The organism is Glutamicibacter sp., assembly GCF_035257265.1.
Lineage (GTDB): Bacteria > Actinomycetota > Actinomycetes > Actinomycetales > Micrococcaceae > Glutamicibacter.
Genome location: NZ_DATEXC010000038.1, coordinates 1 through 17,051, shown reverse-complemented (window position 1 = coordinate 17,051; position 17,051 = coordinate 1). Strand labels below are relative to the sequence as shown.

Below are 17,051 nucleotides of genomic sequence, written 5' to 3'. Positions count from 1 at the left end.
TCGCGGGAGGATAATGCTTGCCGTTCGAAGGCCCTGTGCGCTGCTGCGCGGGGATGCGCGGCAGCGGGAGTACCTAGTAGGCTGGGCGATAAGCGCATCGATCGGAATAAATCTCGACACCCTTCTGGAGGAATTTTCCATGCATCAGCCCCAGTCAACAGGTCTGAGCAAAGTTGCGGCGGCGACGCGTCGCACCGTGGCTGCCGGATTTGCCGCCACGCTGCTGATGGCCAGCGTCATCCCCGGGGCTGATGCCGCCGCGGCTGCGCCGGACAACCTGGAATCGATCAGCGTTGATGACACCGCAAATGTGCTCAATGAGGACAAATTGCGCGACGCGATCGAACGGCTGGAGTTTAACGAGCCGACCAAGGTGGCCGTATATTCGCGCAACGGAGAGTATTCCGATGACATCAACACCAAGACCCTGGATTTTGCGCGCAGCAGCCGCAGTGAGTGGATTTCGGATCAGCCCGAAGATTATGGCGATTACTGGGCCGATGGCTACTTCATCATCACCTTGTCGGTGGAGGGCCAGGGTGACGGGCAGGTCGGCACCTACTTCGGTGAGGATCGCAAGGTCTCCGAGGGGCAGATGGGGTCCATTCATGAGGCCGGGTACGAGGATTTTAATGCCGGGCGCTGGTCTGACGGGGTGATCGCGGTGGCCGAGCGCGGGTCTAAAATCATGAATCGCCCCTGGTATCAGCATCCGGCCCTGGGCTGGACCGTGGGACTTGGCGGGCTCGGGGTGCTGGGCGCGGTGGGGATCACCGCAGCGGTGCGCGCACACCATCGCAGACGTTTTAGCCAAGCGCTCAGTGAGGGCACCGAACACTTGACCCGGGTCACGCTGGACCTGGATACTACCGAACTTGCAGCGCGCACGCTCCCGGCCGGCGCCGCGCACGCAACCGTACTGGCCAGCCGCTTCGCCGACTTCAGCGCCGAGTACCGTGTGGTGTTCAGCGAGCGCCACCAGCTGGAGACAGCGGCGAAAAAGCTGCGTTCGCGCAGTGCCGGAGTGCTGCGGGCGAAGGAGTTCTTGTCCACTGCGCAAACTCTGGATTTGACCGACGACGCGATCATCGATGCCGCGTCACTCTATACCCGGGATGCCCACTGGGAAGCGGCCTGGCGCAGGCAGATCGCCCCGCTGCTTGAAGACCTCAACGCGTTGCCGGAACTGACCGGGAATCTTGCCGGCGACCAGGCAAGCAGCGAAGCGGTTCGTGCCAGCGTGGCCGCACTGAATTCCTTCGCGGCTCAAGCCCGTACGCAACTGCAGCGTCTGGGTGATGAGCTGAACAGTGAAAGCATCCAGGTCGATGATGCGCTTGATGCGCTCTCGGATTTGCGTGTGCAACTGAGCGAAAAACTTGATGCTTTGGCCAACGCCCAAATCTCGACCTATGCAACGAGTCCGGAAGAGGAAGAGGAAATGCGCACGGAACTGATCCGCTCACGCGATGACGCAACGAATCAAAGGCCACGCGCGGTCGGCACAATTTTGGACGTCAGCTACCCGGCCGCGATGTACTGGTCCGTGGGTTCCTACAGCACCGGGTACGGCCAGGCGGTCAGCTCGGTGGATAGCTCACGCTCATCTGGCGGCTCCTCCGGTGTTTCCCAGGGCTACTCCGGCGGGGGTAGTTTTTCCGGTGCCGGAGGCTCCTCGCACTTCTAAGGTGGCGCCGCAACTCATGAAACGAACGGCGAAGGCCTGCCGCCAAAATTGGTGGCAGGCCTTCGCTACGAGGTGCTGCGAGGTGCCTTGGCGCGTGAGCCAGGTGTTCAGGGAACGAGAAGCACCTTGCCGGTGGTCTTTCGCGATTCCAAAGCCCGATGCGCCTGGTCCGCGTCTTTGAGCGCGAACTCCTGGCCCACCCGAATATCGAGCTGGCCGGAAGCCACCCAGCCGAATACATCGCCAAAGCGCCAGGCGCGCTCCTCATCGGTGGCCAAAAAGTCTGCGAGCTTCGGGCGGGTGACGGTCAATGATCCACCCGCGTTTAAGCGCTGCAGATCAAAGGGCGGCACCTGGCCGCTGGCTCCGCCAAAGAGCGCGAGTGTGCCGCGACGCTTGAGTACCTTGAGCGAAATGTCGAAGGTGTCTTTGCCGATGCCGTCGTAGACCGCATGCACGCCCTGGCCTGCGGTGACCTTGTCAACGGTGGCCTCGACCTGGTCATAATCCACCACGTAATCCGCTCCGGCGGCACGCGCCAGGTCTTTCTTTTCTTGGGTTGAGGCGGTGGTGATCACCGTCGCGCCTTTCATCTTCAGGATCTGCGTCAGCAGCAGGCCCACTCCGCCGGCGCCGGCGTAGGTGAGGATGACGTCGCCCGACCGGACCAGGTAGCTCGAATGCGTCAGGTAGTGCGAGGTCATTCCCTGCAACGGCAGCGCGGCGGCGAGGCGCAGATCAACGCTGTCAGGCACCTTGCCCAGTTGGGCTTCGTCGACCACCGCAAACTGCGCGTAGCCCATAGTGCCGCTGGAGGTCGCGACGCGGTCCCCGACCTTCAGGTGACGCACGTTCTCGCCCAGCTCGGTCACGGTGCCAGAAAATTCGGTTCCCGGGGTGAAAGGGTAGTCCACCGCGTAGACGCCGGAGCGTTGATAGGTTTCAATGAAGTTCACACCGATCGCTTCGACCTTCACCAGGACCTGGCCCTCGCCCGGGGCCTGGATGGGAGTGACGCTAAGTTCCATCACTTCGGGTCCACCTGCGCGGGAGACGAGTATGCTCTGCTGGTTCATACGATGCGCTTCCAATCTTTGTCCCTTGCCAAGTTGCTGGCCGTTGCCTATTCCCAGTCTAAGCGTGGCGGGTGTGAGTCCGATGAGCGACAACCCCGAGCTGGCATGAAATGACGAACAATTTATGCATATTTATTAGGTTTGATGCATAAGCGGTTGTAGAGTGAGGTCATGACGATTTCAGTTGCTGTCTCCGGTGCCAGCGGATACGCCGGAGGCGAAGTCCTTAGAATTCTTGCTAATCACCCAGAGGTAGAGATTGGTGCGATCACCGCGCATTCCCAAGCCGGATTGCGACTAGGCGGCATCGCCGCGCATCTGCATTCCCTGGCCGATCGGGTACTGGTGGAAACCACCGTGGAAAACCTTGCCGGGCACGACGTGGTCTTTCTGGCCCTTCCGCACGGCGCGAGCGCAGCGGTGGCAGCGGCTCTGCCCGAATCCACCCTGGTTATCGACGCCGGCGCGGATCACCGCCTGGAATCGGCGAGCGCCTGGGAAAAATTCTACGGCTCACCGCACGCCGGATCCTGGCCCTATGGACTGCCCGAACTTCCCGGGGCGCGCGGGAAACTTGCCGGCGCCAAACGCGTCGCCGTACCCGGTTGCTACCCTACCGGCGGCCAGCTGGCCCTCGCGCCGGGCTACCATGCCGGGCTGCTTGAGCCGCAAGACGTAGTGATTGTTTCCGCCTCGGGCACCTCCGGCGCGGGCAAAAGCGCCAAAACCCACCTGCTGGGCAGCGAAACCATGGGCTCGATGAGCACCTACGGGGTTGGCGGCGTCCACCGCCACATTCCCGAAATGGAACAGGGTCTTTCCAAGCTGGCCGGCGAGGCAGTCACCGTGTCCTTCACCCCGACGCTGGCGCCGATGCCGCGCGGCATCCTGACCACCGCCACCGCACGGGTGAAGCCCGGGGTCAGCGCCGCTCAATTGCGCGGCGCCTGGGAAACCGCCTACGCCAACGAACCGTTTGTGCACCTGCTGCCCGAGGGCCAGTGGCCCACCACCGGCGCGGTGCAAGCCTCGAACCACGTGCACATTCAATTAGCGTTCGACGAACACGCCGGACGCGTGATCGTCACCGCCGCGCTGGATAACCTCACCAAGGGCACCGCCGGCGCCGCCGTGCAATCGATGAACATCGCACTCGGGCTGCCCGAAACCACCGGATTGTTAATGCAAGGAGTCGCACCGTGAGCCTCACCCACACCCCAACCTTCGAGCAGGCCGCAGTGGCCGGGGTCACCGCACCGGCAGGATTTCGCGCCGCAGGCGTGCCGGCGGGCCTGAAATCCACGGGTAAAAATGACGTGGTGCTGGTGGCCAACCAGGGCCCGGACTATGCGGCGGCCGCGGTCTTCACCGCCAACCGCGTGGCGGCAGCCCCGGTGCACTGGTCCAAACAGGTGATCACGGACGGACGGGTGGACGCGATCGTGCTTAACTCCGGCGGCGCCAACGCCTGCACCGGAGCGCAAGGCTTTGCCAACACCCACCAGACGGCCGAGCACGTCGCCCAGCTTTTGCACATTTCCTCCGGTGACGTGGCAGTAGCCTCCACCGGGTTGATCGGCGAACAACTGTCGATGGACAAGCTGCTGCCCGGGGTAGCGCGCGCAGCAACCGCGCTCGCCGGCGGCCAGGACGCCGCAGATCAGGCGGCGGCCGGCATTATGACTACCGATACCGTGCCAAAAATGGCCTCACGCAGTGTAGGCGGCTACACCTTGGGCGGTATGGCCAAGGGCGCGGGTATGCTCGCCCCGGCGCTGGCCACGATGCTGGTGGTGCTGACCACCGATGCGGTGCTCGACGCCGCCCAGCTTGATGCCGCGTTGCGCGCCGCCACCGCGGTCAGCTTTGACCGGGCCGACTCCGATGGCTGCATGTCCACCAACGACACGGTGCTGCTGATGTCTTCGGGCGCCTCCGCGATCACCCCGGACGCGCAGGAATTCACCGCCGCGCTGGCGGATATGTGCCAGGAGCTGGCGGCAAAGCTCATCGACGACGCGGAGGGTGCACAGCACACCATCGCGGTGCGGACCTTTAATGCCGCAACCGAGGCCGACGCACTGGAGGTCTCCCGCGCGGTATCCCGATCGAACCTGGTGAAAACCGCGATCTTCGGCAAGGACCCCAACTGGGGCCGGGTGCTCTCCGAGGTCGGCACCACGCGCGCCGCCTTTGAACCCGATGAACTCAACGTCTCGATCAACGGGGTGTGGGTCTGCAAAAACGGTGGCGTCGGCGAGGATCGTTCGCTGGTCTCGCTGGAGGACCGCAACGTCGCGATCGACATCGATCTCAACGCCGGATCCGCGCAGGCCACCATCTTGACCAACGATCTGACCCACGACTACGTCCACGAAAACTCCGCCTACTCCAGCTAGGCACACACCCTAGGAGCCCGGCCACGATGCCGCACACCGCACAAAGCCACCTCGGCGCAGCCCGCACCAAGGCCGAAGCGCTCATCGAAGCGCTGCCTTGGATCCAGCGTTTCGCCGGAACCACGATGGTCATCAAATACGGTGGCAACGCGATGGTCAACGAGTCGCTGCGCCGCGCCTTCGCCGAGGACATCGTGTTCCTGCGCCACGCCGGAATCAACCCGGTGGTGGTGCACGGCGGCGGACCGCAGATCAACAAGATGCTCGACACGCTGGGCATCGAGTCAGAATTCCGTGGTGGGCTGCGGGTGACCACGCCCGAGGCGATGGATGTGGTGCGCATGGTGCTCACCGGCCAGGTGCAACGCGACCTGGTGGGCCTGATCAACTCGCACGGGCCCTACTCGGTGGGCATGTCCGGGGAGGACGGTGCGATGCTCCAGGCGGTGCGCACCGGCACCATTGTCGACGGGCTGCCCGTTGATTTGGGTTTGGTCGGCGAGGTGACCCGCGTGCGCACCGATCAGGTGGACTCGCTGGTCTCCGCCGGGATGATCCCGGTTATTTCCACCGTGGCGCCGGAATTTGATGCGGCGGGGGAGCCTACCGGCGCGATCCTCAACGTCAATGCGGACACCGCGGCCGCGGCGCTGGCCACCGCGCTGGGTGCCGCCAAACTGGTCATCCTCACCGACGTGGAGGGTCTCTACGCGGCGTGGCCGGACAAGTCCTCGCTGATCAGCTCCATTACCAACGATGAGCTGCGCACTATGCTGCCCACCCTGGAATCGGGCATGATCCCGAAGATGGGGGCCTGTCTGAAGGCGGTCGACGAGGGGGTGGCCCAGGCGCATATCGTCGACGGCCGCGAGGCGCACTCGATGCTGCTCGAAATTTTCACCACTGCCGGGGTAGGCACCCAGGTGGTACCCCAGGATAAGGAATCAAAGTGAGTCAGGAATTGCATCCAAGCGGTGCGCTGAATCAGGCCAACGAGCTCTCCACGATGCATGGCGCCGAGCTGACCGAGCGCTATAACAAGTCGCTGCTCGGCGTTTTTGGCACACCCTCGCGGGTTTTGGTGCGTGGCGCCGGCTGCCATGTCTGGGACGCAGACGGCAACCGCTACCTGGATCTGCTCGGCGGCATCGCGGTGAACACCCTTGGCCACGCGAACCCGTTGCTGACCAGCGTGATCACCAGTCAGTTGGCCACCTTGGGGCACGTGTCGAACTTTTTCAGCACCCCCACACAGATCGCCCTGGCGGAGAAGCTGCTAGAAATTTCTGCCGCGCCGGCCGGTTCCAAGGTGTTCTTCACGAACTCCGGTACCGAGGCAAATGAGGCGGCGCTGAAACTCACCCGGCGTAACGCCGGGTCCGAACAGACCCCGCGCACCAAGGTGATCGCCCTGGAACACTCCTTCCACGGCCGCACCCTCGGCGCGCTGTCGCTGACCTATAAGCCCAAGTACCGCGAGCCCTTCGCCCCGCTGCCGGATAATGTCAGTTGGATTCCGGCCGGCGATATCCAGTCGCTGCGTGAGGCCGTCGACGAAACCGTGGCTGCGGTGTTCATTGAACCCATTCAGGGTGAAGCCGGAGTGCGTGAGCTGGACGCAGAATACCTGCGCGCGGCCCGCGAGATCACCCAGGCCGCCGGTGCACTGCTGGTTTTTGACGAGGTGCAGACCGGAATGGGCCGCACCGGGCAGTTTTTTGCCTCCGCCCCGGTGCTCCCGGACGTGATGACCCTGGCTAAGGGGCTGGGCGGCGGATTCCCTATCGGCGCGATGATCGTCTTCGGAGAAGAAAACACCAGCTGGCTGACGCCGGGGGACCACGGCACTACCTTTGGCGGAAACCCGGTGGCCTGCGCCGCGGGGCTGGCGGTCATCCACACCATTGAAAACGAAAATCTGCTGGAGCATGTGCGCGAAACCGGTGACTGGCTGCGCACCGCGCTGGCCGGGCTGGAAGGGATTAGCGCCGTGCGCGGCCGCGGCCTGCTGACCGCCTTTGAATTGCACTCGGCTGCCGCGCCGAAGTTTGTTTCCGCCGCGCTTGATGCCGGGTTCATCGTCAACGCCACCGATGAGCACACCATCCGGCTGGCCCCACCACTGATTATTACCCGCGAACAACTCGAAACCTTCCTCGCCGCAGTGCCCCAGCTGCTGACCGCGGCCGTCTAAATCTTGCGAACGAACAGCCCGGCTACCGCCGGAAACTAAGGAATCATCCCATGAGTCTTACCCGCCACTTCCTCACCGACCTTGATCTGAGCCCGGCCGAGCAGTCCAAGGTTTTGGACCTTGCCGCAGCGATGAAGGCCGACAAATACGGCTTTGCACCCTACGCGGGCCCGCAAACCGTCGCGGTCTTCTTCGATAAAACCTCCACGCGTACGCGCGTTTCCTTCCACGCGGGAATCGCCGAGTTGGGTGGTTCGCCGCTGATCATCAATTCCACCGATTCGCAGCTGGGGCACAAGGAAACCATCGCCGATTCCGCCCAGGTGCTGGCGCGCATGGTGTCCACCATCGTGTGGCGCACCTACGCCCAGTCCGGGCTCGAAGAAATGGCCGCGAACTCGACGGTGCCGGTGATTAACGCGCTATCTGATGACTACCACCCCTGCCAGCTGCTGGCGGACCTGCTGACGGTGCGGGAGCACAAGGGCAAAACCGCGGGTCTGACCATGGTCTATCTGGGTGACTCGGCCAATAATATGGCCAACTCCTACCTGCTGGCCGGGGTCACCGCCGGCATGCACGTACGCATTGCCGGTCCCGAAGGCTACCTGCCGTCGGCGGAGATTATTGCCGCCGCCCAGATCCGTGCCGAAGAAACCGGCGGCTCGGTGGTCATCACCACCGATGCGGCGCAGGCGCTGAAAGATGCCGACGTGGTCGTCACCGACACCTGGGTTTCCATGGGCCAGGAAGATGAGAAGGCAGCGCGGCAGAAGCTCTTCGTGGATTACGCGGTGGACGCCGAGGCGATGAAGCTTGCCAAGGACGACGCGATCGTGCTGCATTGCCTCCCGGCCTACCGCGGCTACGAGATTTCCGCCGAGGTGCTCGACGGCCCGCAGTCGGTCGTGTTTGATGAGGCCGAGAACCGGGTGCACGCGCAGAAGGCCATTATGACCTGGCTGATGGTCGCCTCCGGTCTGGCACATGATCCCCGAGTGGAGCTCTAAATGTCGGTACAGCCAAGCACCAAAACCGCGCGTCAAGCCCGGATCCGTGCATTCTTGGGCAATAATTCGGTTAAATCCCAGGCAGAACTGCTCGGCTTGCTCAAAGATGACGGGTTGGAAGTCACCCAGGCTACGCTCTCCCGCGATCTGGTGGAGATCGGTGCGGTGCGCATCCGCGACCATCTGGGCCAACTGATTTATGCGATCCGCCAAGAGGGCGGGGATCGTTCCCCGCAGACCGCCATCACCCAAGAGGTCCTCGACGCGCGCCTGGCCAAAATCTGTCAGGAGCAGTTGGTGACCGCCGAGGGCTCGGCAAATATCGTTGTTCTGCGCACCCCGCCGGGGGCCGCGAACCTGCTGGCGCTGGCCATCGACCACTCGCAGATTCCCGCGATTCTTGGCTGTATCGCGGGCGATGACACGATTATGGTGATCACCCGCGCCGCCGATGGGGCCAGTCAGGTAGCTAGCCGCTTTTTGCAGCTGGCTGAACCGCGCTAACCTGGCCCGACGCGCCAAGCGCAGCAGCGCACAAATTTCATGCCTGAGTAACGCGCCACCGAACGGGTATCCACCCGCGGTGGCGCACTGCTTTAACCTGCGGTGTCACCGGTGCATCAAGGGCGTACAGCACAGCTCGGGGGAGAAAGAATTACCCGTCACCGCACAGGAGCGGTGACGGGTAATGACGTGCGGTGATCGTTGGACTCTTGGTGCTAGGCGGCCAGCTGGTCTACCGAGGACATTCCAAAGGCCTCTTCGAAGGCCTCCTGAACTTCGTCAGTGTGCGAGACCATGACGATGCGGCGGATCGGCGAAACATGCTTATTCGTTTCCACCCATGCGCTGATGGTGTCAAAACCAATTTGGGCGACCGTCTGTGCAGGCCAGCCGAACGCACCGGCACCCACTGCAGGAAATGCGATGGAGTGCGCCTCATGCCGCGCCGCCAGATAGAGCGAATTGCTAAAACAATCGGCCAAGATCTTCGGGTTGGGTTTGATCAGTGCGAGGTTGGGCGCCGCGGTATGGATGACCCATTTGGCGCTAAGGTTTCCGGCCTTTGTCGCCACCGCAATACCTGAAGGGATTCCGTCGGGGTACCTGGCCGCACGAACTGCACGGCAGGCGGCCAGCAGGGCAGGCCCGGCCGCCGCATGAATAGCTCCATCGACGCCGCCCCCACCCAATAACGAGGGGTTGGCTGCATTGACGATGGCATCAACATTCAACGTGGTGATATCACCGCGGTACAACTGGATTTCCATGGGGTTTCCTCCAACGAAGTATCCGTATTCGGCTTTGTGTCTCTCACCATACGCTCGCGCTGGCACCTGCGGAAGTAGCAAACGCACAACTCACCGTGTCCTGACAAAAAATCTCTACCTGGTTCACAGGTTCGCGCCCGATGGGCATATGCCTCGGGTGCGGAGCCTTGCAGAGGGTGGAGAACCAAGGCTCCGGACATGGATTTGTTGATGATCGCGCCGAGCTCTAAGCGGTGCAGGCTGAACTCGCTGAATAATTATGAGCGCCAATGCATAATGCTTTGCTAGAGTGGAAGCAGCGCATCATCAACTTTGCCCGTCGCCCGGCGGGATCTGGCTGAAAGGAACGAGTTATGTCCTCGTCAACAAATCAAGGATCGCTCTGGGGTGGCCGCTTCTCCGGTGGGCCAGCAGAAGCGATGGCAGCACTGAGCAAGTCCACCCACTTCGACTGGCGCTTAGCCGGGTACGATATCGCCGGCTCCCGTGCTCACGCCAAGGTGCTCCAGCGCGCCGGGCTGCTGACCGAGACCGAACTGACCGACATGCTCAGCGCCCTGAACCAGCTCGAAGCAGATGTGAAGTCCGAAGCCTACGTGGCCGCCGAATCGGATGAAGATGTGCACGGCTCATTGGAGCGCGGGTTGCTCGAACGAGCAGGCACCGCGCTAGGCGGCAAGTTGCGTGCCGGCCGTTCACGCAACGACCAGATCGCCACCTTGGGCCGGATGTTCCTGCGCGACCATGCGCGGATCATCGCCGGCGGCGTCATCGATACCATCGACGCGATGCTGGAGCAGGCCAAGGCGCACCCATACGCGCCGATGCCCGGCCGCACCCACCTGCAGCACGCTCAGCCGATCCTGCTGTCCCACCTGTTGCTTGCTTACGCGTGGCCGTTGCTGCGCGACGTGCAGCGCTTTGCCGATTGGGATAAGCGAGCAGCTGTTTCCCCGTATGGTTCTGGTGCGCTTGCCGGGCAGACCCTCGGGCTTGATCCGAACTTCGTGGCCGCGGAATTGGGCTTCGACTCGGCGGTCTTCAACTCGATCGATGGCACCGCTGCACGCGATGTCTTCGCCGAATTCTCCTGGATCACCGCGATGATCGGCGTTGACCTGTCCCGGGTGAGCGAAGAGGTCATCCTGTGGGCCACGAAGGAGTTCAGCTTCGTGAAATTGCACGATGCCTTCTCCACCGGCTCCTCGATCATGCCGCAGAAGAAGAACCCGGATATTGCCGAGCTTGCCCGCGGCAAGGCTGGACGTCTGATCGGTGACCTGACCGGACTGATGGCTACGCTCAAGGCACTGCCGTTGGCCTACAACCGCGACCTGCAGGAAGACAAAGAGCCGGTATTCGACGCGGCGGACACCCTGGAAATGCTGCTGCCGGCGATGGCCGGCATGATGGCCACGCTGACCTTTAACACCGAGCGCATGGCGCAGCTCGCGCCACAGGGATTTGCACTGGCCACCGACATTGCCGAATGGCTGGTCCGCCAGGGTGTGCCGTTCCGTGACGCGCACGAACTTTCCGGTGCCGCGGTGCAGCTGGCCGAATCACGTGGCGTGGAGCTGTGGGATTTGACCGACGATGAATACGCCGGCATCTCGGAGCACTTAACTCCGAAGGTGCGCGAGGTCTTGTCCACCGAGGGTTCGCTCAATGCCCGTAATGGCCAGGGCGGTACCGCCCCGAGCGCCGTCGCGCAGCAGATTGTCGAATTTGAGCGCCAGCTCGATGAAATTCGCGCCTGGGTCAAGGCCTAACCCGGCACTGCACAAATAGACCGCTTCCCGGGCGGCCGCTCGGCCACGCATTCCGCGTGGGTGAGCGGCCGCCCGGCGCGTTCTGGATGCCGGACTTCTGCCCGGGAACCGGCGCGCGCTAGAGTGTGTGCCATGACACTTCAACTGCCTCCAGCCCAACTCATTGCACATGTGACCACCGCCTTGGACGAACTGGTCGCACAGCTTTCCGCCTTGGCTGACGAGGATTTCGCCAAGCCCAGCTCGTTGCCCGGCTGGAGCACCGCGCAACTGGTTGCGCACCTGCATTCCCTGGCGCTGGCCGCAAACCGGCAATTTGAGCAGGCCGGGTCCGCGCAGCTGCCACCGATGTATGACGGGGGAGCGGCCGGACGGATCGAGGCAATTAACATGGCCGCGCTGATGCGGCCGGAAAAACTGCGCGAACTGGTGACCGCATCCTTGGCCCAGCTGCGTGAAACCCTGGGCACCGTACAAGCGCACTTCGAAGAGCCAGTGGGCTATCGTCCGGGAGCGAAGGTGGCCGATATGGTCTATGCGGTCTGGCGGGAAATGCTGATCCACGCCACCGACCTGAACGAATTTATCCGCCCCGCCGCTAGCTGGCCGCAAGAATTTTCCGACCACCTCCTGCGCGCCCTGGCCGCCCGGGTTCAGCCCGAGGACCGCATCGTACTGCAGCCCCACGGCCGCCAGCGTCAGGTGATTGGCGACGGCGGGCGATCGTGGGTATTGGAGGGAACAGATTTTGATTTGGCCGCGTGGTTATCCGGACGGCCGGTGGGCGGGGTGGTTCGCGCCACGCAGGCCGCGGATTCAGCCGATTTCCCCACCTTGCTGCCGTGGCCTAGCGACGTATTAATGGCGCGTTAGACTCCGGGCGACGGTAAACGTGTGCGCGATCGCAGGGCAAAATCCGATTCCCGGTCCTTCGCAACCCGTTTGACGCACTAAAATATTACGCGTGACTAATAACGAGAGTATAAGTGAGCTGCTGGACCGACTGTGCGCAGTGGTCGCAGACTACCCGCAACCCGGGGTCTCCTTTAAAGACCTCACCCCGGTGTTTGCCGACCCGCAGGGGCTGCGTCGGCTGGTTGATGAGCTGATCGCGCCCTTCGCCGGTCAGTTCGACATCGTCGCCGGGCTGGAAGCGCGTGGATTTGTGCTGGCCGCCGCGGCCGCCTACGCCTCGGGCCGCGGAATGCTGACCATCCGTAAGGCCGGCAAGCTGCCGCGCGAGGTATACCGCGATGACTACACCTTGGAATATGGTTCAGCTTCGCTGGAGCTGCACAAGGATGAGATCGCGCCCGGCACCCGCGTGCTGGTGCTCGACGATGTGCTCGCCACCGGTGGCACCGTGGGCTCGGCGGTGCGTTTGATCGAACGCGCCGGCGGTGTAGTGGCCGGAGTCGGCGTAATTCTGGAGCTCGAAGCACTCGGCGGACGCGCCAACCTGGGTGATCACCAGGTGCTCAGCTTGCAAAAAGTTTAGTTTTTCAACCCGGTGCCGGGCACCGGCCACGGCCGGAAGATGACGTACGCGACTTCGCGGGATTAACCCCGCGCCGAACAACGCGCGTATCATAATCTGTCCTGTATATAAGCGATATGAGCGCGAGGGGAACCAAGATTGAGCGGTACGATCGAGCAGGATCTGCTCGCCGAAAGCCAGTATGTCTCACGACTATATGACCGGCTTGATGAGTTGCGCGCCGAAAAGGTAGAGCAGCTTGCACGCACCCGGGCTACCGGCGCGGTAGGAACCTTCCAGAACCAGTCCGAACGTGACTCCTTTGCGAGCCTTTATGAAGATCGCATCGCGCAATTGGATGCGGTGCAGGACCGGCTGGTCTTTGGCCGGTTGGATCTGGCCGAGCAGGGGCAAGCGCAAGCCGACTCCAACGGCATGGAGAATTCACCGCGCTACATTGGACGCATCGGTCTTTCCGATGATGAGCTGAACCGGTTGATGATCGACTGGCGTGCCTCGGAAGCCGCACCGTTTTATCAGGCGACCGCGTTGAACCCGCGCGGTGTTCGCCGCCGCCGCCACCTCATGCTCAAGGGCCGGGCCGTGGCAGGTATCGAAGACGATGTGCTCGACGGAACCTGGCTCGATGAGGGGCATACACACCACGGTGAAGGTGCACTGATGGCCGCGCTGCGCGAAAAGCGCACAGGCCGGATGGGCGACATCGTCGGCACCATCCAGGCCGAGCAGGATGCGATTATTCGCGCCGATCTTCCTGGGGCCGTAGTGGTCCAGGGCGGACCGGGTACCGGTAAAACCGCCGTCGCGCTTCACCGTGCGGCGTTCCTGCTCTACGAATACCGCGAACGGCTCAAGCACGCAGGGGTGCTCATCGTTGGCCCGTCCAATTCATTTATGCGCTATATCGAACGAGTGCTGCCTTCTCTGGGTGAAACCGGCGTGGTGATGTCCTCGGTCGGCGAGCTGTACCACGGGGTGCATGCCGGACCGGAAACCGCACGCAATGTCGCCCGGGTGAAGGGCCGGCTATCGATGGCCAAGGTCATTGGCGCCGCGGTGCGCAACCGCCAGCGCCTGCTGGCCGAAGACCGCACGGTAGTTGTCGAAGGTACCCGGCTCACGCTGACCCGTGGAATGGTGCGCAACGCCCGCGAACGTGCCCGGCATACGCATAAGCCGTATAACGAGGCGCGCGAAACCTTTACCAAGGTGATCGTTGGAGACCTCGCCGAGCAGCTGCGCCGTAAATTGGAGGAATCCGCCGGTCAGCCAAGCGCCGCGGATCGTTCCTACCTGCCCCAGGAGGTGCGCGAATCCTGGGATGTGCGCGTGGCCATCAATCTCTGCTGGATGCCAATGACCCCGCAGGGCTTGCTATCGGAGCTCTTTGCAAAACCGCATCTGCTGGAGGCTGCCGCCCCGCGGATGTCCCCGGCTGACCGCGATGCACTGTTCCGCCCGGCCGGTTCGGCCTTCACCGAGGCTGACGTGCCGTTGCTCGACGAGGCAGCGGAACTATTGGGCGAGTTTGTGAACCCACAGGATCTGCCCGATACCTCGCAGTACGAGCGCGACGTGGAAAATGCCAAACGGGCGCTGGACAACATGGATACGATGCTCGCCAATGCGGGAATCGACGGGGTGGTGTCCGCGGAGCAGGTAGCTGCGGTCAATCAGGAAACCGCCGCCGCGGCCAGCGCGGCCGAACGTGCGGTCTCCGATCGCACCTGGGCCTACGGGCACATTGTGGTCGACGAAGCTCAGGAACTTTCCCCGATGCAGTGGCGGCTTTTGGTGCGCCGCTGCCCGATGAAGTCCTTCACTATCGTCGGGGATATCGCGCAGACCTCCGCCGCTTCGGGTGCCAATAGCTGGGCCCAAGCGTTGGAACCGTTCTTCGCGGACCGCTACAAACTCGAAGAACTCACCGTCAACTACCGCACCCCGGCACAGATCGCCGACGCTGCGGCGCGCGTGGCACAGGCTGCAGGTTTGCGGATTACCACGCCGCAAGCGGTTCGTGAAGGTGACTGGCCGCCGGTGATCACCACCGTGGACCAGGACCAGCTTGTCCAGAGCTTGCTCGAAGAGCTGCCTGGCGAATTGGAATACTCAGCCGGCGGGTTGCAAGCGGTAATCGTGCCGCAAGAACTGTTGGCCGCCGCGCGTGATGCGGTCACCGAGCGCTACACGGAGCGGGTGGGAACCGGTTCCGGTGGCCTGGCGCAGGACATCGTGGTGATTTCCGCCCGCGAATCGAAGGGTCTGGAATTCGACGGGGTAATGATCGTGGAACCGGCACTGCTGGTGGCTGAGGTAGATGGCGGAGTGGGCGACTTGTATGTAGCGATGACCCGCACCACGCAGCGTCTGCACGTGATCCACCATCAGCCACTGCCGGCCGGGTTTACCGAAGCCTGAGGCCAGAGGTTTCCTCCCGCACGAGTATTTGCGGGTGTGATCGGCGGTACAAACTACGCCGTGGCGACGGGATTTTGCTAATGTTGAGAGCGTGTCTGAGAATAAGCAGAATCCCGTCATTGCGGGACAGAGTAATGATCCCTCCTTCGAGAACATCTGGCAGGAACTAAAGTGGCGCGGCCTAGTGCACGTGTCCACCGATGAAGCCGAGCTAGAGCGAGCCCTGGCCGAGGAGAGTATCACTTACTATTGCGGGTTCGATCCGACCGCACCCTCACTACACCTTGGCAACCTCGTCCAGCTGCTGAATATGCGTCGGCTGCAGTTGGCCGGTCACCAGCCACTGGCCCTAGTCGGTGGTTCCACCGGACTGATCGGCGATCCGCGGCAGACCGCCGAGCGCACCCTGAATACCAAAGAAACCGTGACCGAATGGGTCACCCGGCTTCAGGCTCAGGTCTCACGCTTCCTGTCCAACCAGGGGCCGAACGCGGTACGCCTGGTGAACAACCTGGACTGGACCTCACAGCTATCGGCCTTGGACTTCCTGCGTGACGTCGGAAAGTACTTCCGCGTGGGCACGATGATTAAGAAGGAAATTGTTTCTGCACGGCTGAACTCCGATGAGGGCATCAGCTACACCGAGTTCTCCTACCAGGTGCTGCAGGGCTATGACTTCTTGGAGCTCAACCGCCAGTACGGGTGCACCCTGCAAACCGGTGGCTCGGACCAATGGGGCAACCTGACCAGCGGTACCGATTTGATCCGCAAGGTACAGGGCAAGTCCGCCCACGCCTACGGCACTCCTCTGATCACTAACTCCGATGGCACCAAGTTCGGCAAGTCCGAAGGTAACGCCATTTGGTTGGATGCCGAGATGTGCAGCCCCTACGCGCTCTACCAGTTCTGGCTCAATACCGCCGATGCCGACGTCATTGATCGTTTGAAAGTCTTCACCTTCCTGACCCGCGAGCAGATTGAGGCGTTGGCGGTCGAGGTTGCCGAACGTCCATTCAAGCGCCAAGCTCAGCGCGAACTTGCCTGGCTGGTGACCTCCTTGGTTCACGGTGAAGACGCTACCAATAAAGTCATCGCTGCCTCGGCCGCAGTTTTCGGCAACGGAGATTTGAACGAGATTGATCTGCCAACACTGGAATCGGTGCTGGCTGAGCTGCCTTCGGCTCAGATAAGCTCCGATGATCTAGGCATCTTGAATATGCTCCATACATCTGGGCTTAGCGAATCTCTTTCGGCAGCGCGCCGTACCGTGAACGAGGGTGGTGCCTACGTGAATAACGAAAAGGTAGCCGGCATCGATTCGGTACTTAGCACCGAAGACTTCCTGCACGGTAAGTACGCCATCGTGCGCCGCGGCAAGAAGAATATGGCAGTTGTCGAGCTAACCGCCTAGTCAAGTACCCACGTAATTCAGCTAAAAAACCAGAAACCGCCAGAAAAGTCTGTGAACCACAACACTTTTCTGGCGGTTTTCTTGTATCCAAAACACTAAATCACTAGTCAGGCTTGGTTTATGGGTAATTTTTGTTGGGAATAGCCGATTTGCGCGTTGCCGGGAATGAACGTATAGTTTTTCTCTGTTGCCGAAACGAAAACAACGTGGAATACACGAAGAATTCATTCGGTAGCAAAGAGCTTTTCACAAGGCGTTTCGACTGGTTATGACCGGTTCACGAAACATGCTAGAGTTGAAAAGTTGCTCCGG

Annotated in this window: 14 protein-coding genes; 12 read left to right on the top strand and 2 right to left on the bottom strand. The window is 62.2% G+C overall.

Translation table 11 applies throughout. The annotated features are described in order from the left end of the window. Positions 1-139: 139 nt before the first annotated feature. The gene (locus VJ369_RS08800) at positions 140-1,687 is read left to right on the top strand and encodes a DUF5129 domain-containing protein (RefSeq protein ID WP_324091704.1); all 1,548 of its coding nucleotides are present in this window, start codon (positions 140-142) and stop codon (positions 1,685-1,687) included. Between the two features lie 107 nt (positions 1,688-1,794). Here the strand turns inward: VJ369_RS08800 and VJ369_RS08795 are convergent, their stop codons facing one another. Next, positions 1,795-2,763 (bottom strand): quinone oxidoreductase, encoded by a 969-nt coding sequence (locus VJ369_RS08795; RefSeq protein ID WP_324091703.1) that lies wholly within the window; start codon positions 2,761-2,763, stop codon positions 1,795-1,797. Positions 2,764-2,934: 171 nt separating this feature from the next. On the opposite strand from VJ369_RS08795, the gene argC reads away from it, so the two are divergent. The 6 genes from argC to argR are packed head-to-tail and all read left to right on the top strand — an operon-like array spanning position 2,935 to position 8,870. Then, the gene (argC, locus tag VJ369_RS08790) at positions 2,935-3,966 is read left to right on the top strand and encodes an N-acetyl-gamma-glutamyl-phosphate reductase (RefSeq protein WP_324091702.1); all 1,032 of its coding nucleotides are present in this window, start codon (positions 2,935-2,937) and stop codon (positions 3,964-3,966) included. Next, positions 3,963-5,162: a bifunctional glutamate N-acetyltransferase/amino-acid acetyltransferase ArgJ gene (gene argJ / locus VJ369_RS08785; RefSeq protein WP_324091701.1), complete on the top strand. Its 1,200-nt coding sequence runs from the start codon at positions 3,963-3,965 to the stop codon at positions 5,160-5,162. The genes argC and argJ overlap by 4 nt, the downstream gene beginning before the upstream one ends. 26 nt (positions 5,163-5,188) lie before the next feature. Then, positions 5,189-6,115, top strand: a complete 927-nt coding sequence (gene argB, locus VJ369_RS08780; RefSeq protein ID WP_324091700.1) for an acetylglutamate kinase — start codon at positions 5,189-5,191, stop codon at positions 6,113-6,115. Positions 6,116-6,168: 53 nt separating this feature from the next. Beyond that, a complete protein-coding gene (locus VJ369_RS08775) occupies positions 6,169-7,356 on the top strand; it encodes an acetylornithine transaminase (protein ID WP_324092093.1) in 1,188 nt (395 codons plus the stop codon). Between the two features lie 50 nt (positions 7,357-7,406). After that, on the top strand, positions 7,407-8,366 hold the full coding sequence (argF, locus tag VJ369_RS08770) for an ornithine carbamoyltransferase (protein WP_324091699.1): 960 nt from the start codon (positions 7,407-7,409) through the stop codon (positions 8,364-8,366). Then, a complete protein-coding gene (gene argR / locus VJ369_RS08765) occupies positions 8,367-8,870 on the top strand; it encodes an arginine repressor (protein ID WP_324091698.1) in 504 nt (167 codons plus the stop codon). 215 nt (positions 8,871-9,085) lie between these two features. On the opposite strand, the gene VJ369_RS08760 is transcribed toward argR, so the two are convergent. Continuing rightward, the gene (locus tag VJ369_RS08760; protein WP_105678551.1) at positions 9,086-9,637 is read right to left on the bottom strand and encodes an O-acetyl-ADP-ribose deacetylase; all 552 of its coding nucleotides are present in this window, start codon (positions 9,635-9,637) and stop codon (positions 9,086-9,088) included. Between the two features lie 353 nt (positions 9,638-9,990). On the opposite strand from VJ369_RS08760, the gene argH reads away from it, so the two are divergent. The 5 genes from argH to tyrS all read left to right on the top strand — a co-directional run bounded on the left by argH (position 9,991) and on the right by tyrS (position 16,739). Beyond that, positions 9,991-11,409, top strand: coding sequence for an argininosuccinate lyase (gene argH / locus VJ369_RS08755; protein WP_324091697.1), 1,419 nt, complete (start codon positions 9,991-9,993; stop codon positions 11,407-11,409). Between the two features lie 132 nt (positions 11,410-11,541). Further along, positions 11,542-12,282 (top strand): maleylpyruvate isomerase family mycothiol-dependent enzyme, encoded by a 741-nt coding sequence (locus VJ369_RS08750; RefSeq protein WP_324091696.1) that lies wholly within the window; start codon positions 11,542-11,544, stop codon positions 12,280-12,282. Positions 12,283-12,373: 91 nt separating this feature from the next. Then, positions 12,374-12,907: an adenine phosphoribosyltransferase gene (locus VJ369_RS08745; protein ID WP_414652636.1), complete on the top strand. Its 534-nt coding sequence runs from the start codon at positions 12,374-12,376 to the stop codon at positions 12,905-12,907. A 138-nt stretch (positions 12,908-13,045) separates the two neighbouring features. After that, positions 13,046-15,328, top strand: a complete 2,283-nt coding sequence (locus tag VJ369_RS08740) for an AAA family ATPase (RefSeq protein ID WP_324091695.1) — start codon at positions 13,046-13,048, stop codon at positions 15,326-15,328. Positions 15,329-15,419: 91 nt separating this feature from the next. Then, positions 15,420-16,739 (top strand): tyrosine--tRNA ligase, encoded by a 1,320-nt coding sequence (gene tyrS / locus VJ369_RS08735; protein WP_324091694.1) that lies wholly within the window; start codon positions 15,420-15,422, stop codon positions 16,737-16,739. The last annotated feature ends 312 nt before the right edge of the window (positions 16,740-17,051 follow it).